This window comes from Arthrobacter ginkgonis (assembly GCF_039540195.1).
Classification (GTDB): Bacteria; Actinomycetota; Actinomycetes; order Actinomycetales; family Micrococcaceae; genus Zafaria; species Zafaria ginkgonis.
Genome location: NZ_BAABEO010000019.1, coordinates 359915 through 380527 on the forward strand (window position 1 = coordinate 359915; position 20613 = coordinate 380527).

Annotated in this window: 19 protein-coding genes; 6 read left to right on the forward strand and 13 right to left on the reverse strand. The window is 71.2% G+C overall.

Annotation, left to right across the window (positions count from 1 at the left end; genetic code table 11):
• Positions 1-270: 270 nt before the first annotated feature.
• Positions 271-1344: a quinone-dependent dihydroorotate dehydrogenase gene (locus tag ABD912_RS14755; protein ID WP_345151855.1), complete on the reverse strand. Its 1074-nt coding sequence runs from the start codon at positions 1342-1344 to the stop codon at positions 271-273.
• A gap of 60 nt (positions 1345-1404) precedes the next feature.
• On the opposite strand from ABD912_RS14755, the gene ABD912_RS14760 reads away from it, so the two are divergent.
• Entirely contained in the window at positions 1405-2538 is a 1134-nt protein-coding gene (locus tag ABD912_RS14760; RefSeq protein WP_345151856.1) for an alpha/beta hydrolase, read from the forward strand.
• Between the two features lie 23 nt (positions 2539-2561).
• Here ABD912_RS14760 and ABD912_RS14765 read toward each other — a convergent pair whose 3' ends face one another.
• From ABD912_RS14765 to ABD912_RS14795, 7 genes are all read right to left on the reverse strand, one after another.
• Positions 2562-3386, reverse strand: coding sequence for an isoprenyl transferase (locus tag ABD912_RS14765; protein WP_345151858.1), 825 nt, complete (start codon positions 3384-3386; stop codon positions 2562-2564).
• Positions 3383-4135 carry a DNA repair protein RecO gene (recO, locus tag ABD912_RS14770; RefSeq protein WP_345151859.1) on the reverse strand — a complete coding sequence of 251 codons (753 nt, stop codon included), beginning with the start codon at positions 4133-4135 and terminating at the stop codon, positions 3383-3385. Before recO ends, ABD912_RS14765 begins: the two co-directional genes overlap by 4 nt.
• A 79-nt stretch (positions 4136-4214) precedes the next feature.
• Positions 4215-5954, reverse strand: a complete 1740-nt coding sequence (gene leuA / locus ABD912_RS14775) for a 2-isopropylmalate synthase (protein WP_345151860.1) — start codon at positions 5952-5954, stop codon at positions 4215-4217.
• 294 nt (positions 5955-6248) lie between these two features.
• A complete protein-coding gene (era, locus tag ABD912_RS14780) occupies positions 6249-7286 on the reverse strand; it encodes a GTPase Era (protein ID WP_345151862.1) in 1038 nt (345 codons plus the stop codon).
• 3 nt (positions 7287-7289) lie between these two features.
• A complete protein-coding gene (locus ABD912_RS14785; protein ID WP_345151864.1) occupies positions 7290-8624 on the reverse strand; it encodes a hemolysin family protein in 1335 nt (444 codons plus the stop codon).
• Positions 8621-9094 (reverse strand): rRNA maturation RNase YbeY, encoded by a 474-nt coding sequence (gene ybeY, locus ABD912_RS14790; RefSeq protein WP_345151866.1) that lies wholly within the window; start codon positions 9092-9094, stop codon positions 8621-8623. The genes ABD912_RS14785 and ybeY overlap by 4 nt, the downstream gene beginning before the upstream one ends.
• A gap of 3 nt (positions 9095-9097) precedes the next feature.
• Positions 9098-10186, reverse strand: a complete 1089-nt coding sequence (locus ABD912_RS14795; RefSeq protein ID WP_345151869.1) for a PhoH family protein — start codon at positions 10184-10186, stop codon at positions 9098-9100.
• Between the two features lie 334 nt (positions 10187-10520).
• On the opposite strand from ABD912_RS14795, the gene ABD912_RS14800 reads away from it, so the two are divergent.
• Positions 10521-11453 (forward strand): GerMN domain-containing protein, encoded by a 933-nt coding sequence (locus ABD912_RS14800; RefSeq protein ID WP_345151870.1) that lies wholly within the window; start codon positions 10521-10523, stop codon positions 11451-11453.
• A gap of 75 nt (positions 11454-11528) precedes the next feature.
• On the opposite strand, the gene ABD912_RS14805 is transcribed toward ABD912_RS14800, so the two are convergent.
• The 3 genes from ABD912_RS14805 to hrcA are packed head-to-tail and all read right to left on the reverse strand — an operon-like array spanning position 11529 to position 14537.
• Positions 11529-12353, reverse strand: a complete 825-nt coding sequence (locus ABD912_RS14805) for a 16S rRNA (uracil(1498)-N(3))-methyltransferase (protein ID WP_345151871.1) — start codon at positions 12351-12353, stop codon at positions 11529-11531.
• Positions 12353-13471, reverse strand: coding sequence for a molecular chaperone DnaJ (gene dnaJ, locus ABD912_RS14810; RefSeq protein WP_345151873.1), 1119 nt, complete (start codon positions 13469-13471; stop codon positions 12353-12355). The genes ABD912_RS14805 and dnaJ overlap by 1 nt, the downstream gene beginning before the upstream one ends.
• 52 nt (positions 13472-13523) lie before the next feature.
• Positions 13524-14537 (reverse strand): heat-inducible transcriptional repressor HrcA, encoded by a 1014-nt coding sequence (gene hrcA, locus ABD912_RS14815; protein WP_345151874.1) that lies wholly within the window; start codon positions 14535-14537, stop codon positions 13524-13526.
• A gap of 169 nt (positions 14538-14706) precedes the next feature.
• Here hrcA and ABD912_RS14820 point away from each other — a divergent pair, with 169 nt between their 5' ends.
• Positions 14707-15588, forward strand: coding sequence for a DUF3097 family protein (locus tag ABD912_RS14820; protein ID WP_345151876.1), 882 nt, complete (start codon positions 14707-14709; stop codon positions 15586-15588).
• Positions 15589-15683: 95 nt separating this feature from the next.
• A complete protein-coding gene (locus tag ABD912_RS14825) occupies positions 15684-16100 on the forward strand; it encodes a DUF4870 domain-containing protein (RefSeq protein ID WP_345151878.1) in 417 nt (138 codons plus the stop codon).
• A 91-nt stretch (positions 16101-16191) separates the two neighbouring features.
• Here the strand turns inward: ABD912_RS14825 and hemW are convergent, their stop codons facing one another.
• Positions 16192-17421, reverse strand: coding sequence for a radical SAM family heme chaperone HemW (hemW, locus tag ABD912_RS14830; RefSeq protein WP_345151879.1), 1230 nt, complete (start codon positions 17419-17421; stop codon positions 16192-16194).
• 5 nt (positions 17422-17426) lie between these two features.
• On the reverse strand, positions 17427-19277 hold the full coding sequence (lepA, locus tag ABD912_RS14835; RefSeq protein WP_345151880.1) for a translation elongation factor 4: 1851 nt from the start codon (positions 19275-19277) through the stop codon (positions 17427-17429).
• A 160-nt stretch (positions 19278-19437) separates the two neighbouring features.
• Here lepA and ABD912_RS14840 point away from each other — a divergent pair, with 160 nt between their 5' ends.
• The gene (locus tag ABD912_RS14840; RefSeq protein ID WP_345151881.1) at positions 19438-20124 is read left to right on the forward strand and encodes a type II toxin-antitoxin system PemK/MazF family toxin; all 687 of its coding nucleotides are present in this window, start codon (positions 19438-19440) and stop codon (positions 20122-20124) included.
• Between the two features lie 212 nt (positions 20125-20336).
• Positions 20337-20597 carry a 30S ribosomal protein S20 gene (gene rpsT, locus ABD912_RS14845; protein WP_345151882.1) on the forward strand — a complete coding sequence of 87 codons (261 nt, stop codon included), beginning with the start codon at positions 20337-20339 and terminating at the stop codon, positions 20595-20597.
• Positions 20598-20613 lie beyond the last annotated feature (16 nt).

The window sequence follows — 20613 nt, forward strand, 5'->3', positions numbered from 1 at the left end:
CTCCCTTCCCGCACGCCCCCAAGACGTTCGGGTGGATCCAGCGGCCGGTGCGAAACCTGCCGCCGCTTCGACCCTAGGGGCGGGCGGGGGCGGGGCGCACGGGTGAAGGGGTACCCGATTCCGCTCCCCCGCTACGCGGATCCACTCGCACCGACCACCTGCACTGGCCACCTGCATTGGCCCTGACTTCGGCGGGCGTGCCAAAACGGCGGCGGGGAAGCCTCCGGTACGGAAGCCTCCCCGCCGCCGTCGGACGGAAGGAGGGGCCGGTCAGGCGCGGGCCAGCGCCTTGCGCAGGCCGCGGTTGATGCGCGCGGCCCAGAAGGGGCCCTCGTACAGGAACGCGGTGTAGCCCTGGACCAGGTCCGCTCCCGCGGCCAGCCGGTCAAGCACGTCCTGGGCGGTTTCGACCCCGCCGACGGACACCACCGCGGTGTCCGCACCCAGGCGTCCGCGCAGGCGCCGCAGCACCTCCAGCGAGCGGGCCTTCAGCGGCGCGCCGGAGAGCCCGCCGGCGCCGATCTCCTCGATGCGGGCGGCCGGCGTGACCAGTCCCCCGCGCCCGATCGTGGTGTTGGTGGCGATCACCCCGTCCAGGCCCAGGTCCTTGGCCAGGTCGGCGACGTCGTCGATGTCCGCGTCGGCCAGGTCGGGGGCGATCTTCACCAGCAGCGGCACGTGGCGCCCGGCCACGCGGTCCGCCTCCGCGCCGACCGCGGACAGCAGCGGGCGCAGCGACTCGATGCTTTGCAGCAGGCGCAGGCCCGGGGTGTTCGGGGAACTGACGTTGACCACCAGATAGTCGGCGTGCGGGGCCAGCAGCCGGGTGCCGGCCAGGTAGTCCTCCACGGCGTCCTCGAGCTCGACCACCTTGGTCTTGCCGATGTTCACGCCCAGGACCGGACGCGTGGCGGGGAAGCGGCGGGCCAGCACCGGGCGGGCGGCCTCCACGCGCGGGGCCACCGAGGCGGCGCCGTCGTTGTTGAACCCCATGCGGTTGATCACCGCACGGTCCTCCACCAGGCGGAAGAGGCGCGGCCGCGGGTTGCCCGGCTGCGCCTGCCCGGTGATGGTACCGACCTCGACGTGTCCGAAGCCGAGGTCCGCCAGCGCCGCGACGCCGTGGCCCTCCTTGTCGAAGCCGGCGGCCAGACCGAACGGGGACGGAAAGTCGATGCCCATGACGGTGCGGCGCAGCGACGGGTGCGGGCGGGTGATCCTGCGCAGCAGCGCCGACGCCTTGGTCTCCTCCGCAAGCCGGATCAGCCGGAAGCCGATGTGGTGGGCCTTTTCCGGATCCATGCCGGAGAAGACGAGGCGGAAGAAGGTCGGGTAAATGCGCATGGGTTCCAGTTTTCCGTCTGGGTGCGTGGGCGGCAACTCGGGGGTGGTTATGCTCATCACATGGCGATGGACACGGGAGCGTGGGCAGCGGACGCACCGCCGGGCTATGCGGAGGACACCCTGCCGGGCCAGTGGCTCCCCGACCTGCTGGGGCCGGGCTTCGAGTACACCACGCTGGCGGCCGGGGAGGACGAGGACGGGCCGCTGTGCGCCACGCTGGTGCGCCACGTGCCGGAAAGCCCTCCGGAGCATCCCGCCGACCACGGCCCGCGCCTGCGCGGCATGGTGGCTGGGCTGGTGGAGTTCGCCACCCAGCACCACCACGAGCCCGGGCCGCCGGTGCCGGCGGTGCTGGCCCTGCACGGCTGGACCGACTACTTCTACAACGTGGAGCTGGCCCGCTACTGGACCCGCCGGGGCTACCGCTTCTACGCGCTGGACCTGCGCCGCTACGGGCGCAGCCTGCGCGCCTGGTCCACGCCGGGGTTCACCACCAACCTGTCCGAGTACGACGCCGACCTCGAGGCCGCGTTCGCGGCGATGGCGGCGGACGTGGGAACCCTGGGCAACGTGGTGTGCGTGGCCCACTCGACGGGCGGGCTGATCGCCAGCCTGTGGGCGGACCGGAACCCCGGCCGGTTCTCGGCGCTGGTGCTCAACAGCCCGTGGCTGGAGACGCAGGGAAGCTGGCTGGTGCGCAACGCCGCGGCCGGACTGCTGGATCCCGTGGCGCGGCGGCGGCCCAAGACCCGCCTGAAGCTGCCGGAGGTGGAATCCTACTGGCAGTCGATGAGCCGGGAGGCCCACGGGCACTGGGACCTGCACCCGCTGTGGCGCCCGCGCCGCTCCTTCCCGGTCACCGCCGGGTGGCTGACTGCCGTGATGGCCGGACACGCGGCCGTGGCCCGGGGACTGGACATCCGCGAGCCGATCCTGGTCCTGACCGCCGGCCGGACGCGCTTCGGCACCGTGTACGATTCCGAGATGCTGCGCGCGGACAGCGTCATCGAGGTCGACACGGTGCGCCAGCGGGCCGTGGGCCTGGGACGGGAAGTCTCGGTGGTGCGGGTGTCCGGGGCCATGCACGACATTTTCGCCTCGGCGCTGCCGGCCCGGCGGGCGGCCTACGCCGCGGTGTCCCGCTGGGCCGGGGGGTACCTGCCCGCTCTGGCCGAGGAGCACCGCCGGAGCTGACGGGGCCGAGTCGTGCGGGCCTGCTAGGGCGCGGCCCTGTCCGTGGCCTTGTCCACGGCGCCGCCGTAGCGGCGGTCGCGGCGCGCGTAGATTTCGGCGGCCTCCCACAGGGTGCGGCGGTCGACATCGGGCCAGAGCACGTCCATGAAGACCATCTCGGCGTAGGCCGACTGCCACAGCATGAAGTTGGAGGTGCGCTGTTCGCCGGAGGTGCGCAGGAACAGGTCCACGTCCGGCAGGTCCGGTTCGTCCAGGTAGCGGGCCACCGTCTTTTCCGACACCGCGGAGGGCTTGAGCTTGCCGGCGGCGACATCGCGGGCGATGGCGGCGACCGCGTCGGCGATCTCCGCCCGGCCTCCGTAGTTCACGCACATGGTGAGCCGGCACAGGGTGTTGTCCTTGGTCTCCTCCTCGGCGTCGCGCAGTTCGTTGACCACCGACTTCCACAGCCGCGGCTCGCGCCCGGACCAGCGGATGCGCACGCCCCACTCCCCCAGCTGGCGGCGCTGGCGGCGCAGCACGTCCCGGGAGAAGCCCATGAGGAAGCGCACCTCCTCCGGGCTGCGCTTCCAGTTCTCGGTGGAGAACGCGTACACGGTGACGAACTCGATGCCCAGCTCGATCGCGCCGGCGACGACGTCCACCAGGGCGGCCTCGCCGGCCCGGTGTCCCTCGGTGCGCGGCAGGCCGCGTTCGTTGGCCCAGCGCCCGTTGCCGTCCATGACGATCGCGACGTGCCGCGGGATCAGCGCCTTGGGGATCCGCGGGGGCACCGCCCCGCTGGGGTGCGGTTCCGGGGCCTGGGGCTTCCTGCCCGACGGCCCGCGCTTGCTGCTAAGGGGATTCACGCTCTCTCCACATGTTTGAGTGACTTGACCACCCGTTCCAGGTGCCACTGCAGGTATCCCGTCACGATGCCCGCCGCTTCCCGGCGGGCCGCGGCGGGGCTGCCGTTGGCGCGGGCCCAATCCCCGCTGAGCAGGGCCGCCAGCAGGTCGATCGTCTCCGGCGCCGGCGACTGGGAACCCGCAGGCCGGCAGTCGTGGCACACCACGCCGCCCAGCGGGATGTTCACGGCGGTGTGCGGGCCGGGGGCGCCGCAGCGCACGCAGTCGGTGAAGCTGGGCGCCCAGCCGGCGGTCGCCAGGGCCCGCAGCAGGTACGAATCCAGCAGCAGGCCGGGGTCGGTGTCCCCGCGGGCCAGCGCGGCCATCGCCCCGTGCAGGAGCCGGAACTGCGCCGCGGAGGACTCGCCGTCGGTCTCCGTGAGCCGCTCGGCGGTCTCCGCCATCGCATGCGCCGACGTGTAGCGGGCATAGTCGGCGGCCAGGGCCTGCCCGTAGGGCGCCCGCAGCTGCGCCTGGGCCACGATCTCCAGCGTCCGCCCGTGCACCAGCTGCACGTCCACGAACATGAACGGCTCCAGCGTCGCGCCCAGCTTGGAGCTGGTCCGCCGCACGCCCTTGGCCACGGCGCGCACCTGCCCGTGCTCGGGGGTCAGCATGACCACGATCCGGTCCGCCTCCCCCAGCTTGTGGGTGCGCAGCACCAGGGCCGGGGTCCGGTAGGACTTGGCGGCGAAACTGGAGCGGGACACGGTTTCCATTGTCCCAGAGAATCGTTGCGCCCGTACAAAGGGCCGGGGACGGCCAGCGCCGTCCCCGGCCCTTTGTACGCTAGTGGGCGTCGCGGATGGCGCGGTTGACCGCGGAGATGACGGCCTTGAGCGAGGCGACGCCGGTGTTGGTGTCGATGCCCACGCCCCAGAGCACGCGTTCGCCGACGGCGCATTCGACGTAGGCGGCGGCCTGGGCGTTGCCGCCCTCGCCCAGGGCGTGCTCGGTGAAGTCCAGCACGCGCACGTCGACGCCGTCCTCCGCCAGGATCTTCAGCAGCGCGTCGATGGGCCCGTTGCCGCCGGCGGCGCGCCGCTGCGGCTGGCCGTCCACCAGCAGGGTGGTGGTGAGGTTGAAGGTGCCGTCCTCGGCGGTGTCGGCGGTGACGGAACCGATCTCGTAGTGGCCCCACTTGGTGCCCTCTTCGGCCTTGACCGGGAGGTACTCGTCCTGGAACACCCGCCACAGCTCGGCGCCGGTGATCTCGCCGCCGGCGGTGTCGGTGTGGCGCTGGATGACGCCGGAGAACTCGATCTGCGCGCGGCGCGGCAGGTCCAGCTGGTGCTCGTTCTTCAGCAGGTAGGCGACCCCGCCCTTGCCGGACTGGGAGTTCACGCGGATCACGGCCTCGTAGCTGCGGCCGATGTCCTTCGGGTCGATCGGCAGGTAGGGCACGGCCCAGGCGATCTCGTCGATGGTCTTGCCGGCCGCGGCCGCGTCCTTCTCCATCGCCTCGAAGCCCTTCTTGATGGCGTCCTGGTGGGAGCCGGAGAAGGCGGTGAAGACCAGGTCGCCGCCGTAGGGCGACCGCTCAGGCACCGGCAGCTGGTTGCAGTACTCGACGGTGCGGCGGATCTCGTCCATGTCGGAGAAGTCCAGCATGGGGTCGATGCCCTGGCCGAACAGGTTCATGCCCAGGGTGACCAGGTCGACGTTGCCGGTCCGTTCGCCGTTGCCGAACAGGCAGCCCTCGATGCGGTCGGCGCCGGCCAGGTAGCCGAGCTCGGCCGCGGCCACGCCGGTGCCGCGGTCGTTGTGCGGGTGCAGGGAGAGGATGATGGAGTCGCGGTTGGCCAGGTTGCGGTGCATCCACTCGATCGAGTCGGCGTAGACGTTCGGGGTGGCCATTTCGACGGTCGCCGGCAGGTTCAGGATCATCTTCTTCTCCGGCGAGGCCTCCAGCACCTCGGCGACGGCGTCGGAGATCCGCTTGGCGAACTCCAGCTCGGTGCCGGTGAAGGACTCCGGGGAGTACTGGTAGGTGATCTTGGTGCCGACCAGCTGCTCCTCGTACTTCTTGCACAGCCGGGCCCCGCTCAGGGCGATGTCGACGATGCCGTCCTCGTCCTGGTTGAACACCACGCGCCGCTGCAGGATCGAGGTGGAGTTGTACAGGTGGACGATCGCCTGCTTGCATCCCTCGAGGGCCTCGTAGGTGCGCTCGATCAGGTGCTCGCGGGACTGGGTGAGGACCTGGATGGTGACGTCGTCGGGAATGCGGCCCTGCTCGACCAGCTGGCGGACGAAGTCGAAGTCGGTCTGCGAGGCGGACGGGAAGCCGACCTCGATCTCCTTGAAGCCCATCCTCACGAGCAGGTCGAACATCTTGTGCTTGCGTTCGGGGCTCATCGGGTCGATCAGCGCCTGGTTGCCGTCGCGCAGGTCGACCGCGCACCAGCGCGGGGCCCGGGTGATGTACTTGTCCGGCCAGGTGCGGTCCGGCAGGGATACGGCGATCTGGTCCTGGAACGGGACGTACTTGTGGACGGGCATTCCGGAGGGCTTTTGCATGTTCTGCATGGTTCAGGTGGCCTTTTCAGTGGGGATGAAATGGGTGGCCGGCAACATCGGAACTCCGCCGCGAGGGGTCGGCCCAGGACCGCTGGTCCTATCTGGCCTCGCAGCGGCGGCTAAGTAGCAGCATTCCCGAACTCACGCCTCCACAGTAGCACCCGCCCACTTCGTGCCGGGCATTGTTGCGGAGGCGGCAAACGTGCGGGGCCAAACGTGCGACGGCGGCGGGGAACCTTCCGTGCGGAAGATCCCCCGCCGCCGTCGTGCCGTGCGGGTCGGATCAGGTCAGGGGCGGATGGGTCAGAAGCCCAGGCGCCCCAGCTGCTTCGGGTCGCGCTGCCAGTCCTTGGCGATCTTCACGTGCAGGTCCAGGTAGACGCGGGTGCCCAGCAGCGCCTCGATGCCCTTGCGGGCCCGGGTGCCGACATCGCGCAGGCGGGCGCCGCCGCGGCCGATGATGATGGCCTTCTGCGAGGAACGCTCCACGTAGAGGTTCACGCGTACGTCCAGCAGCGGGTTGTCTTCCGGGCGGCCCTCGCGCGGGACGATCTCCTCCACCACCACCGCGAGCGAGTGCGGAAGCTCGTCGCGCACACCCTCCAGGGCGGCTTCGCGGATCAGCTCGGCGACCATGATGGCCTCCGGCTCGTCGGTGAGTTCCCCGTCCGGGTAGAGCGGCGGGGAGATCGGCATCTGCTGCACCAGGACGTCGGCGACGGCCTGGACCTGGAAGTCCTTGGTGGCGGAGACCGGCACGACGGCGGCCCAGCCGTCGGCGCCGAGCGTCTCGGTGCCCAGCGCCTCCACGGCGATCAGCTGCTTGGCGAGGTCGGCGCGGTCGACGAGGTCGGCCTTGGTGACGATCGCGACGATCGGCTTGCGCTGCAGCTGGGCCAGCTGGGTGGCGATGAAGCGGTCGCCCGGGCCGATCTTTTCGTTGGCGGGGAGGCAGAAGCCGATCGCGTCCACCTCGGAGAGGGTTTCGGCGACGAGGTCGTTCAGGCGCTGCCCCAGCAGGGTGCGCGGCCGATGCAGGCCGGGCGTGTCCACGAGCACCAGCTGGGCGTCGGCGCGGTGCACGATGCCGCGGATGGTGTGCCGGGTGGTCTGCGGCTTGGCCGAGGTGATGGCCACCTTCTGGCCCACCAGCGCGTTGGTCAGCGTGGACTTGCCCGCGTTGGGCCGGCCCACGAAGGACGTGAAGCCCGCGCGGTAGCCTTCCGGCCACTCCGTGGGGAGCAGGCCCGGAACCTGGATCGGGGTACCCTCCTGCCGGCGGTTCCCCTGCCTGCGGTTCCCCTGTCCCTGGTTCCGGGGGCCCGTGTTACTGGAAGCCATCGCCTACTCCTCGTTCCGGTCGCCGCGCAGGGCGGCGTCCTTTTCCTTGCGGCCCCGCGGGCCGTCGTCGTCTGTGTCGTCGGTGGCCGGCTCCTCCGCCAGCCGGGCCAGCAGGGTGCCGAGGCGGTTGCGCCGGCCCTGGAGCCGTTCGGCCTGCAGGCGGATGCCGTGCACCGTGACCTCGGAGCCGACGATCGGCACGCGGCCGAGCGTCTTGGCCAGCAGCCCGCCGGCGGTGTCGACCTCGTCCTCCTCGATGTCGCGGCCGAACAGCTCGCCCAAGTCGTCGATGCCCAGCCGGGCGCTGATCCGGTACACGCCGCTACCGAGGTCCTCGGTCTCCGGGCGGGAGCGGTCGTACTCGTCGTCGATCTCCCCGACGATCTCCTCGATGAGGTCCTCCAGCGTGACCAGGCCGGCCGTGCCGCCGTATTCGTCTATCACGATGGCCACGTGCGTGGATTCGCGCTGCAGTTCGCGCAGCAGGTCCCCGACCAGTTTGGATTCGGGGACGTACCTGACCTCGCGGCTGGCCGATTCCACGGTGCGGTGCTCGTCCGGATGGGCGTGCAGCCGGGCCGCGACGTCCTTGAGGTAGACGATGCCCGTGACCTGGTCGGCGCTGTCGCGGATGACCGGGATGCGCGAGCAGCCCGAGCGCAGGAATAGGCTCATCGCCGATTCCAGCGAGGTGCCGTACTCCACGGTGACCATGTCGGTGCGCGGGACCATGACCGAGCGCACCCGGGTGTCGCTGAGTTCGAACACGGAGTGGATCAGGTCCGCCTCGGCGTCCTCGAGCACGTCGGCCTCGTTGGCCCGGTCCACCAGGTCGCGCAGGTGCTCCTCGGTGAAGAAGGCCTCCTCGGCGTCGGGGGCGTTGGGGGCCACGGCGCTGCCGACCGCGACCAGCCAGCCCGGGATGGGCCCGAGCACGATGCGCAGCAGGCGCACCAGCGGGGCGGTGAAGGCGACGACGCCGGCGGCATGGTTGCGGCCGTAGCGGCGCGGGGACACGCCCATCAGCACGAAGCCGATCGCCGCCATGGTGGCGGTGGCCAGGAGGCCGGCGATCCAGATGCTGTTGAACAGGTCGTGGTAGAGGATCGCGATGGCGACGGCCGAGGCGGTTTCGAACCAGATCCTCCAGAACCGCACCGCGTGCGAGTGCGCGGTCGGCTCGGCGAGGATCCGGCGCAGCCGCGGGCGCGGGCGCTCGGCCAGCATCTGCTCGGCGTCGTGGCGCGGCAGGTGGAGGAAGGCCGCCTCGGCGGCGGTCAGCAGTGCGGCGCAGAGGATGAAGAGGACGGCGAGCAGAACCAGGACGCCCGGGATCACTGCATCGTCTCCCGCGGGGCCGGACGGCCCAGGAACGCCTCCAGGAGGCTGCGCTGCAGCCCGAACATCTCTTCCTTCTCGGCCGGGTCCTCGTGGTCGTAGCCGAGCAGGTGCAGCAGCCCGTGGGTGGCCAGCAGCAGGATCTCGTCAGCGGTGGAGTGCCCGCCGGCGCGGGCCTGCTGGGCTGCCACCTGCGGACAGATCACGATGTCGCCGAGCATCCCGGCGGGGGTCGGGCTGCCCGGGCTGCCCGGACGCAGCTCGTCCATCGGGAAGGACATGACGTCGGTGGGGCCGGGCAGGTCCATCCACTCCACGTGCAGCCGCTCCATCGCGTCCTCGTCCACGAAGATCACCGAGACCTCGGCCTCCGGGTGGACGTAGAGGCTGTCCAGGACGTGCCGGCCCAGGGCGGCGACGGCCTCGAGGTCGGCCTCCATGGAGGATTCGTTGTTGACTTCCACGGACACGGGCTAGTCCTCCTGGGGACGAACGGCCGCCGGTGCGGCCTTGCTGCGGCGGGCGGGACGGGGGCGGGGGGTGCGCGCGCGGGCGGACCAGGCCTCGTAGGCGTTGACGATGTCGCCGACCAGCCGGTGGCGGACGACGTCGGAGGAATCGAGCCGGCAGAAGGCGATGTCCTCCACGCCCTGCAGGATCTCGGTGACGACCTTCAGCCCCGACTTCGTGGCCCCGGGCAGGTCCACCTGGGTGACGTCGCCGGTGACCACGATCCGGGAACCGAAGCCCAGGCGGGTCAGGAACATCTTCATCTGCTCCGGGGTGGTGTTCTGTGCCTCGTCGAGGATGATGAACGCGTCGTTGAGCGTGCGCCCGCGCATGTACGCCAGCGGGGCGACCTCGATGGTGCCGGCGGCGATCAGGCGCGGAATCGATTCGGGATCGACCATTTCGTGCAGCGCGTCGTAGAGGGGACGCAGGTACGGGTCGATCTTGTCGGTGAGCGTCCCGGGCAGGAAGCCGAGCTTCTCTCCGGCCTCCACGGCGGGGCGGGTCAGGATGATCCGGTTGACCTCCTTGGCCTGCAGGGCCTGGACGGCCTTCGCCATGGCCAGGTAGGTCTTGCCGGTGCCGGCCGGGCCGATGCCGAAGATGACCGTGTGGGTGTCGATGGCGTCGACGTAGGCCTTCTGGTTGACCGTCTTGGGCCGGATGCTGCGTCCGCGTCCGGTGAGGATGTTCAGGCCGAAGACGTCCTGGGGGCGCGATTCGCGGTTCCCCTCCAGCATCCGCACCAGCTGTTCGACCACCTGCGGGGAGATGCGCGTGCCGCGCGCGGCCAGGCCGCGGGCCTCCTGCACCAGGCGGTGGGCCTTGCCGGCGTCGGCCGGGTCGCCGCCGAAGCTGAGCTCGTTGCCGCGGACGTGGAGCTGGGCCGCGGGATAGACGCCCTGGATGATGCGCAGGACCTCGTCGTGGGCACCGAGCGTTGCGACCATCTCCTCCGTGCTGTCGAAGTGGATGGGGGCCAAGGCCTGTTCGGGCTGCTCCGGCGCGGGGGCGCCGACCGCGTCCCCCTGGTTGCTGACGTCCTCGGTCATGCTGCTGGCGGGCCTCCCCGTTGGTTCGCGCCGGCGGATCCGGCCGCGGGCTTTCCCGGGCCTTTCCGGCGCCCTTCCATGGTACTTGACCTTGTCGGCGCGCCCTCGGGTCCGGCCGCCGGTGCGTGATTTGGAACACGGTGGTTGTCCGGACCCCCGCACTTCGGAAGACTGGCCTCCAAGGACACGGCCCAGTCACGGGCGGATGCTTTGGTATCGCTTGTGCAACGTTCCGGGCACGGGCGCCCCGGCGAGCAGGACCCGGTCGGCGGGCTGTGCAAAGCTGGATTGTCCGCATCTTGGCTGTCCGATTTTTCGCAGGAAGGAATGACCTTTGACCCGCCGCCAACCCCGCCTCAGGCCTCGCGCCCGTGCCGCCACGCTGGCGCTGGCGGCGTGCCTGGCAATGGTTTCCGCCTGCGCGGAGGGGCCCGGAGGGGCGGCCGCCACGATGCCGGCCCCGACCGAGGCGTCGCAGAAGGTGCCCGCGGCGGCCAGCGGCACCGCCCTGGAACCGGTCGCTTCCCGCGATCTCTCCCCCGTCTACTGGCTGGGCGAACGCGATTCCACCGTCTACCTCTACCGCGAGTACGTGCGGGCCGAGGACCAGGGCGATCCGGTGACCACCAGCATCAAGCACATGCTGGAGCAGCCGCCGGAGGACCCCGACTTCTTCAACGTGTGGAGCCCGGCCAGCCGGATCGGGACCTCGATCTCGGCCGACAACGTGATCACGGTGGACCTGTCAGCGGACGCCTTCGCCCGGCGGCTGGACGCGGGGCTCGCCCAGCGCGCCATCCAGCAGCTGGTCTTCACCGCCACGTCGGCCGCGGCCAATGCGGGCCTGCTCGGCGGCTCGTCCGCGCAGGTGGTCCTGCTGGTGGACGGGCATGCCGACTACGAGGCCTTCGGCCACGTCCCCCTGGACGGCGCGATGTCCCGGGACGCCACGTTCTGTGCCCCGATCTGGGTCCTGGACCCGGGGCAGGACCGGGTCGCCGCGGACAACGCCGTGCGCATCCACGGCTACGCCGCCAAGTTCCCCGCCGGGACGCGCTGGGAGGTGCAGCGGACCGGGAGCGAATCGGACACGGTGGTCGCCTCCGGCGCCGTGGAGACCGGGGAGGCGGACCTGGGCGCCAACGAATTCGAGATCTCCCTGGCCCTGCCCCGGGGCAGCTACCGGCTGGCGGTCTGGGGGACGCCCTCCACCGGCACCGAGCGCCTGGCCGAGGACACCAAGGACTTCACGGTTTCGGGAGACTAGCGCCCGAGGGCCCCGCCCCGAGCGAAGCGAGGACGCTAGCCGCTAGCGCGCGGCAGCAGCCCCGCGCTTTGCCCGTCAGTCCAACAGGCCCGCAAGGTGGCGCACCAGGACCAGCGCGGCCGGACCGGCCGTGGAGGCCCGCAGCACGTGGGAGCCCAAGCGCGCGGCCACCGCCCCGGCGCCGGTGAGCCGTTCCACCTCCGCGTCGGAGATCCCGCCTTCGGGGCCGACCACCAGCAGGATTTCGCCCCGAAGCACCTCCGCCGGGGCGGGGGCCTCCGGCGACTCGTAGCGGGCGCGTTCGGCCATCCAGTCGGCGACGACCGCTCCGAGCGGGCGCTCGGCCTTCTCATGCAGCACGATCGCGAGCCGTTCCGCGGCGGCGTTCCCGCCGTCGGCCGCGCAGCGCCCGGCCAGCTGCGCCGTCGTCAGGACGGGCTCGACGGCGGGCAGGCGGGAACGGCGCGACTGCTTGAGCGCGGCGCGCACGGTCGACTCCCATTTGGCCTGCCCCTTGGCCGCGCGGTCGCCCTGCCAGCGCACGACGCAGCGTTCCGACTGCCACGGCACCACCCGGTCGATGCCCAGTTCGACGGCGGACTCGACGGCCTGCAGGTCGCGGTCGCCCTTGGCCAGGGCCTGGACGAGGACAGTGGAGACGGCGGGTTCCGGGTCGGTGTGCAGCTCATCGACGCGGGCGTCGAGCCCGGCCTTGGCGGTGGCGGTGACGGTGCAGACGGCGCGGCGGCCCAGCCCGTCCACGAGGTCGATGGCCTCCCCGGCCCTGACCCGCTTGACCGCGACGGCGTGGTGCCCTTCGGGTCCGTCGAGGGTGAGCGTGTTCCCGACCCGGACCCCGTCGAGGGCGCCGGGCCCGGCCAGGAACGACTGATTGCTCATCAGCCGCGCAGCTTGTCGCGCAGGCGGGAGAACACCCCGCGGTGCTCGAAGCGGCCCTCGGCGACGTGGTCCCCACGCAGCTCGGCCAGCCGCTCCAGCAGCTCGCGCTGCTCTCCGTCGAGCCGGGTCGGGGTCTCCACCTGGATGGTGACGATCAGGTCCCCGCGGCCGGTGCCGCGCAGGCGCGGGACGCCGAGCTGGGACAGCCGGACGTTCTCGCCCGACTGGGTGCCCGGATCCACGGTGACGGTCTGGCTGCCGTCGAAGGTGTCCAGGGAGATGTCCGTGCCGAGCGCGGCGGCCGTCATGGGGACCTTCAGCGTGGCGTGCAGGTCGTTGCCGTCGCGCTCGAAAACCGGGTGGCGGCGCACGTCGATCTCGACGTAGAGGTCGCCGGCCGGGCCGCCGCCGGGGCCGGCCTCGCCCTGCCCGGCCAGGTGGATGCGGGTTCCGGTACCGACGCCGGCGGGCACCTTGAGCTGCTTGCTGACGCGCTGGCGCACCCGGCCCTGGCCCATGCACTCGTTGCACGGGCTCGGCAGCGTGGTCCCGTAGCCGCGGCAGGCGCTGCAGGTCTCCACCGACATCATCTGGCCCAGGAAGGAACGGACCGGGCGCTGGACCTGTCCCCGCCCGTGGCAGATGGTGCATTCCTCGGGGTGGGTGCCCGGCCGGCAGCAGCTGCCGTGGCAGGTGGGGCACGTGACTGCGGTTTCCATCTCCAGCGGGTACACGACGCCCTGCACGGCGTCCTGCAGGTCGATGGTCGCGGTGATGAGCGCGTCGCGGCCACGGCTGGTCCGGGACATGGGGCCCTGCTGGCCTCCGCCGGCGCCGAAGAACTGCTCGAAGATGTCGGTGAAGCCGAAGCCCGCCCCGGCGCCGCCCGCGCCGAAGCCGCCGGTCCCGTTCTCGTTGCCCGTGGCGTCGTAGTTGCGCCGCTTCTCGGGGTCGGAGAGGACCTCGTAGGCGCGGGTGACCAGCTTGAACTGCTCGGCCGCATCGTCGCCGGGATTCACGTCCGGGTGCAGCTTGCGGGCCATCTTGCGGTAGGCCTTCTTGATTTCCTCGGTGCTCGCGTCCTGCGTGACGCCCAGGACGTCGTAGTGGGTGCTCACAGTCTTCGCTGTGTCCTTTCGTGAGGGTGAATTCTTGGTGCGCGGGGCCGGGTCAGCCGGCCAGGATCCGCGACAGGTAGCGGGCCACGGCACGCACGGCCGCGATGCTGTTGGGGTAGTCCATGCGGGTCGGGCCCAGCACGCCGACCTTGGCGGTGGAGCCGGCGACGTAGCCGGTGGCGACCACGGAGGCCTCCGCGAGGCTGCCGTGGGCGTGCTCGCTGCCGATGCTCACCGAGATCCCGTGCGCGTCCTGCTCCATCTCGGAGAACAGGCGCAGCAGCACCACCTGTTCCTCCAGCGCCTCCAGGACCGGGGTGATGGTGTGGGAGAAGTCGCCGGTCGCGCGGGCCAGGTTCGCGGTGCCGGCCATGATGATGCGTTCGACGCCGCTGTTGCGTGCCAGCGCGCCCAGCGCGGCGGCCAGCTGGCCGCCGGCCGGCGCGAGCCGGGGCGGCAGCTGGTCCGCGGCGGCCTGGCACAGGTCGCGGACATCGTCCATGCGGCGGCCCGCGGCGGCCGTCAGGAACGCGGACTTGAGCTCGTGCAGGTCCGCGTCGGTGGTCTCCGGGGCCAGCAGCGCCACCCGCTGCTCCACTTTCCCCGTGGTGGAAATGAGCACCACGAGCGCCTGGCCGGCGCCGAGCCCGACCAGCTCGATGTGGCGGACCTTGGCGTCGCTGAACCGCGGCACCTGGATGACGGCGACCTGGTGGGTCAGCTGGGCGAGCAGCCGCACCGTGCGGTCCAGCACCACGTCCATGTCGTCCGAGCCCTCCAGCAGCGACTGGATGGCGCGGCGCTCGGCCGGCGAAAGGGGCTTGACGTCCTCGATGCGGTCCACGAAGCGGCGGTAGCCCTTTTCGGTGGGAATGCGCCCGGCCGAGGTGTGCGGGGCGACGATCAGCCCCTCCTCCTCGAGCGCGGCCATGTCGTTGCGGATGGTTGCCGCCGAGACCCCGAGCCCGTGCCGGTCCACGAGGGCCTTGGAGCCCACGGGCTCGCGGGAATGTACGTAGTCCTCGACGATGGCCCTCAGGACCTCAAGCCGCCGCGGTTCGGACATGGTCCCGCCCTCCGTGCTCTCTCGGCCGAGGCCTTAGCACTCGACACGTTCAAGTGCTAAGTCTAATACGTCCGGCCCGTTGTTAGCATGGGGGCCGCGCGCACGCTGGCGGCGGGCGGAACGGCGGGCGGAACGACGCCGGCCGAGGAACGGAAGGCGAGGGCGGGACATGGGCACGTACGACTGGGGCGCGCAGGAGATCGGGGCGCCGAAGCGGCGCGAACTGCGCAAGGTCCCCGCCGCCGTCGGGCTGCTGCTCGAGGACGTCCAGACCGGCTGGGTCGGCGAGGTGGTCCGGGTCGAAAAGGCCGGCGGCATGCGCGTGGTGGCCCTGGAGGACCGGCACGGGCGGACCAAGTCGTTCCGCACCGGCTTCGGCTTCCTGCTCGAGGGCGAGCCGGTCGAACTCGTGGACCCCGCCGTCGCCCAGGCGGCCGCGCCGGCCGCGAAGGCCGCCCCCGCGCGCAGCGCCTCCGGCTCGGTGGTGGTGCAGAACCTCAAGGCGCGCACCGCCCGGGCCAGCCGCATCTGGGTGGAGGGCAAGCACGACGCCGAACTGGTGGAGAAGGTCTGGGGCCACGACCTGCGCGTGGAGGGCATCGTCGTCGAGCCGCTGCACGGCGTCGACGACCTCGCCGCCGCGGTCCGCGACTTCTCCCCCGGCCCGGGCCGCCGGCTCGGCATCCTGGTGGACCACCTGGTCGCCGGGACCAAGGAGGAACGCATCGCCGCCGCCGCGATGGCGGTGCCCGGAGCCCGCGGCAACGTCCTGATCGTGGGGCATCCCTACGTCGACGTGTGGCAGGCGATCCGCCCCTCCGTGCTCGGGATCCCGGCCTGGCCGGTGGTCCCGCGCGGCACCGACTGGAAGACCGGCATCCTGCGCGGCCTGGGCTGGCCGCACCGGACCCCGGCCGACGTGGCGCTGGGGTGGAAGCGCCTGCTCGGGAACGTGCGCACCTACGCGGATCTGGAGGCGTCGCTGCTGGGCCGGGTGGAGGAAGTCATCGATTTCCTGACCGCGGACGAAAGCCGCCGGGACGGCGGCTAGCGTCTACCGGGCTCCCCCGACTCGCTGCGCTCGCCGCGGGTCCCGCGCCCGGTAGACTTGGCGGGCAAGCAGGAGAACTAGTGGAGGATGCAAGCGTGACCAACGGGCACCCAGACAAGACCGCCGACGGGGCGGAGGCTGCCGGCCGGTTCGAGGGTTCGTCGCCGGCGCCGCTGCCGCTGACCCCCTCCGAGGACCGCCAGTGGGCCATGATTTCCCACTTCGGCTGCATCCTGGGCTTCATTCCCGCGGCCATCATCTATTACGTCTACCGCGACCGCGGTCCGTTCACGGCGCAGGAGTCCAAGGAGGCCCTGAACTTCGCCCTCCCGCTGACGGTGCTGGCGATGCTGGCCAACTTGCTGGCGCTGATCCCATTCATCGGCGGGTTCTTCGCGATCCTGGCCGTCGGGATCTGGCTGTACCTGACCGTCTGCGGCGTGATCGCCGGCATCGAGACCAACAAGGGCCGTCCATACCGCTACCTGCTGAACTTCCGCATGATCAAGTAGGCGGCCCCGCCGTCGAAAAAGCCCCCCGACGCCCGCGTCGGGGGGCTTTTTCGACGGCCGGAAGTCCGGCGCAGCCAGCCGTCCGTCGGGGCTAGAAGTCCAGCAGCCGGCGCACCACGGCGTCGGCGAGCAGGCGGCCCTTCAGGGTCAGCACCACCCGGCCGGCGAACGCGGCCGCCGGGTCCACCAGCCCGTCGGCGATCAGCCCGGCGACGGCCTTGCGGCCCTCCGGGCGCAGGCGCGCCGTCGGAAGCCCCTCGACGATGCGCGTGAGCAGCATCGCCTCCTCCAGGTAGCGCGCCTCCGCGTCGGGCGTTTCGCGGCCCGCCGCCGGGGACGAGCCGGAGTCGATGCGCTGCTGGTAGGCGGCCGGGTGCTTGACGTTCCACCAGCGCACCCCGCCCACGTGCGAGTGGGCGCCCGGGCCGGCGCCCCACCAGTCGCCGCCGGACCAGTAGGCCAGGTTGTGGCGGCAGCGGGTGGCCTCGCCCCGGCTCCAATTGGAGACCTCGTACCAGCCGTAGCCGGCGGCGGTGAGCATCTCCTCGGCGAGCAGGTACTTGTCCGCGTGGTCGTCGTCGTCGATGTCCGGGACCTCACCGCGGCGGATGCGCGCGGCCAGCCGGGTCCCCTCCTCGATGATCAGCGCGTACGCGCTGATGTGGTCAGGCGCGTAGGACAGCGCTTCCTCCAGGCTGCGCCGCCAGTCCTCCAGCGACTCCCCGGGGGTGCCGTAGATCAGGTCCACGCTCACGTCCAGCCCGGCCTCCCGGGCCCAGCCGACGGCCTGCCCCACGCGTTCGGGCCGGTGCGTGCGGTCCAGGACCTTCAGCACGTGCGGGACGGCCGACTGCATGCCGAAGGAGACGCGGGTGAATCCGGCCTCGGCCAGGGTGCGCAGCGACTCCGGCGTCACGGACTCCGGGTTGGCCTCGGTGGTGACCTCGGCGCCGGGCTCCAGGCCCCACGTGTCGCGGATGGTCCCCAGCACGGCCGCAAGGTCCGAGGCGGGCAGCAGCGTGGGTGTTCCGCCCCCGAAGAACACGGTCCCCGCGCGGCGTGCGGGAAGCCCGGAGGCCTCCAGCGCGGCTGCACCGAACTCGATTTCGCGGCTGGCCGCGGCGGCGTACGTGTCCTGGCTGGAGCCGTGGCCGAGTTCCTGCGCGGTGTAGGTGTTGAAGTCGCAGTATCCGCAGCGCACCGCGCAGAACGGGATGTGGACGTAGACGGAGAACGGGCGCTCCCCCGCACCGTCGAGCACGGTGGGGGGAAGCAGCCCGTCCGCCGGGGCGGGGTCGCCCAGGGGCAGCGCGCCGGCCATGGTTCCTACTTCTTCTTGTCCTTGGATTCGTCGGAGGACAGCGCGGCGATGAACGCCTCCTGGGGGACCTCGACGCGGCCCACCATCTTCATGCGCTTCTTGCCTTCCTTCTGCTTCTCCAGGAGCTTGCGCTTGCGGGAGATGTCGCCGCCGTAGCACTTGGCCAGCACGTCCTTGCGGATCGCGCGGATGCTTTCGCGGGCGATGATGCGCGAGCCGATCGCGGCCTGGATGGGCACCTCGAACTGCTGGCGCGGGATGAGCTCGCGCAGCTTCTGGGTCATCATGACGCCGTAGGAGTAGGCCTTGTCCTTATGGGTGATGGCGCTGAACGCGTCCACCTGCTCGCCCTGGAGCAGGATGTCCACCTTCACCAGGTCGGAGATCTGCTCGCCGTCGGCCTTCCAGTCCAGCGAGGCGTAGCCTCGGGTCTTGGACTTGAGGACGTCGAAGAAGTCGAAGACGATCTCCGCCAGCGGGAGCCAGTAGCGCAGTTCCACGCGGTCCTCGGACAGGTAGTCCATGCCGCGCATGTGCCCGCGCCGGGACTGGCACAGTTCCATGATGGCTCCGACGAACTCGTTCGGGGCCAGGACCGTGGCGGCCACCATGGGTTCGTGGACCTCGAGGATCTTGCCGCCCGGGAACTCGCTGGGGTTGGTGACCGTGATCATCTTCTTGTCCTCGGTCTTGACCTCGTACACCACGTTCGGTGCGGTGGAGATCAGGTCCAGGTTGAACTCGCGCTCCAGGCGCTCCCGGACGATCTCCAGGTGCAGCAGCCCCAGGAAGCCCACGCGGAAGCCGAAGCCGAGCGCGACGGAAGTCTCCGGCTCGTACACCAGGGCCGCGTCGTTCAGCTGCAGCTTGTCCAGCGCGTCGCGCAGCGCCGGGTAGTCGGAGCCGTCGAGCGGGTACAGGCCGGAGAACACCATGGGCTTGGGGTCCTGGTAGCCCCCGAGCGACTCGTTGGCCGGCTTGGCCAGGTTGGTGACGGTGTCGCCGACCTTGGACTGGCGCACGTCCTTCACGCCGGTGATCAGGTAGCCCACCTCGCCCACGCCCAGGCCCTGGGTCGGAGTCGGCTCCGGGGAGCTGACCCCGATCTCCAGCAGTTCGTGGCTGGCCTTGGTGGACATCATCTGGATGCGCTCGCGCGGACTCAGCTTGCCGTCGACCACGCGGACGTAGGTGACCACCCCGCGGTAGGTGTCGTAAACGGAGTCGAAGATCATCGCCCGGGCCGGCGCGTCGGCGTTGCCGACCGGGGCGGGAAGGTCGCGCACGATCTTGTCCAGCAGCGCCTCGACGCCCTCGCCGGTCTTGCCGGAGACCCGCAGCACGTCCGCCGGGTCGCCGCCGATCAGGTTCGCCAGTTCCAGGGCGTACTTCTCCGGCTGGGCGGCCGGCAGGTCGATCTTGTTGAGCACCGGAATGATGGTGAGGTCGTTCTCCATCGCCAGGTACAGGTTGGCCAGCGTCTGGGCCTCGATGCCCTGGGCGGCGTCGACCAGCAGGACGGCGCCTTCGCAGGCGGCCAGGGAGCGGGAGACCTCATAGGTGAAGTCGACGTGGCCGGGGGTGTCGATCATGTTCAGCGCGTGGGCGGTCCCGTCGACCTCCCACGGCATGCGCACGGCCTGGCTCTTGATGGTGATGCCGCGTTCGCGCTCGATGTCCATGCGGTCCAGGTACTGGGCCTTCATGTCCCGGGCGGCGACGACGCCGGTCTTCTGCAGCATCCGGTCGGCCAAGGTCGACTTTCCGTGGTCGATGTGGGCGATGATGCAGAAGTTTCTGATGATCGCCGGATCGGTGGCGGCGGGCACCGGTGCGGTGCGGGCCATGGGTGACACGTGGGTGACCTCACTCTTGCTGACGGACGGGGTAGGGACGAACGGCACAAATGAACGCGGACGCACCGCAAGCACTCATTGTCCCATGCCGCGGCGGGCCCCGTCTGCCGCGACCCGTTCGTTAAGGTTCCTCCCGGGAAGGGGCGGTAGCCTGTGGGGCATGAAATCCGAGGCCTCCTTCGTCCGCACGCTCCTTGATTCGCTCGCCCGCCTGTTCGGCACGGGCCAGGCCCAGGACCCCAATCCGCCGCAGCGAAGGGGCACCTCGCGGGCCGGAGGCACGGCGACGGGCACCGGCCCGCGCCCGGCCTCCCCCAAGGCTCGCACCAAGGGCCCTTCCAAGAGCGCCTCCAAGGGCCGCGGCAACGCCGGCACGGCGGCCTCCCCCGCCCGCGCCGCCGCGAAGCCGGCTCCGCGACCTGCGCCGGCTCCCGCCGTCGTGGGCGGCACCGCCAGCTGGGAAGACGGCGGATACCCGGGCGACTTCACCGGAACGGTCCGCGCCCGCTATGCGCCGAGCCCGGACGGCAGGCCCGACCCGGGCGAGATCGTGTGGGCGTGGGTCCCCTACGAGGAGGACCACGCGCAGGGCAAGGACCGGCCGGTGCTGCTGGTCGGGCGCGACGGGGACTACCTGCTGGCGCTGATGCTCACCTCCAAGGACCGCAACAACGTCACCCGCCGCGACGAGGACTACATGGACATCGGGACCGGGCCGTGGGACCGGCAGGGCCGGCCCAGCGAGGTCAAGCTGGACCGCGTGGTGCGGCTGCTGCCCGGAGCCGTCCGCCGCGAGGGCGCGGTGCTGGACCGGGAGCGGTTCGAGGCCGTCGCCCGGAGCCTCTAGGCCGGTCCGGCCCCGGGCCGTGGAACCGGCGCGCCGCCCGCGCGGAGTCGCACTCCCCCGGCGCGACCTGCTAGTATCTAATGCTGTGTGCCCGCGCAGGTCGAACGGGCACCTTCTTCTAGGGTCGCCATAGGTATCCCCACGCCGCTCAGTCGATGGCCCGGAAGTAACCCTCTAGACCCATTTCCGCGAAAAGCAAGAGAGTTTATCCAGTGGCTAACATCAAGTCCCAGAAGAAGCGCATTCTCACCAACGAGAAGGCCCGCCAGCGCAACGCTGCCATCAAGTCCGAGCTGAAGACGGCCATCCGCTCCGTCAACACCGCCGTCTCCGCCGCCGACAAGGATGCCGCGGCCGCCGCGCTGTCCACCGCCGGCAAGAAGCTGGACAAGGCCGTCAGCAAGGGCGTCATCCACAAGAACCAGGCCGCCAACCGCAAGTCCGCGATCTCCAAGAAGGTCGCCACGCTCTAAGCGTTGGTTGCACGGT

Bases quoted from the DNA above. Each gene is read 5' to 3' on its own strand.
- ABD912_RS14840 (WP_345151881.1), top strand. From the start codon at position 19,438: ATGAAATCCGAGGCCTCCTTCGTCCGCACGCTCCTTGATTCGCTCGCC.
- ABD912_RS14795 (WP_345151869.1), bottom strand. From the start codon at position 10,186: ATGACCGAGGACGTCAGCAACCAGGGGGACGCGGTCGGCGCCCCCGCG.
- ABD912_RS14755 (WP_345151855.1), bottom strand. From the start codon at position 1,344: ATGCGCATTTACCCGACCTTCTTCCGCCTCGTCTTCTCCGGCATGGAT.
- leuA (WP_345151860.1), bottom strand. From the start codon at position 5,954: ATGCAGAACATGCAAAAGCCCTCCGGAATGCCCGTCCACAAGTACGTC.
- ABD912_RS14805 (WP_345151871.1), bottom strand. From the start codon at position 12,353: ATGAGCAATCAGTCGTTCCTGGCCGGGCCCGGCGCCCTCGACGGGGTC.
- ABD912_RS14760 (WP_345151856.1), top strand. From the start codon at position 1,405: ATGGCGATGGACACGGGAGCGTGGGCAGCGGACGCACCGCCGGGCTAT.
- hemW (WP_345151879.1), bottom strand. From the start codon at position 17,421: ATGGCCGGCGCGCTGCCCCTGGGCGACCCCGCCCCGGCGGACGGGCTG.
- era (WP_345151862.1), bottom strand. From the start codon at position 7,286: ATGGCTTCCAGTAACACGGGCCCCCGGAACCAGGGACAGGGGAACCGC.
- ABD912_RS14820 (WP_345151876.1), top strand. From the start codon at position 14,707: ATGGGCACGTACGACTGGGGCGCGCAGGAGATCGGGGCGCCGAAGCGG.
- hrcA (WP_345151874.1), bottom strand. From the start codon at position 14,537: ATGTCCGAACCGCGGCGGCTTGAGGTCCTGAGGGCCATCGTCGAGGAC.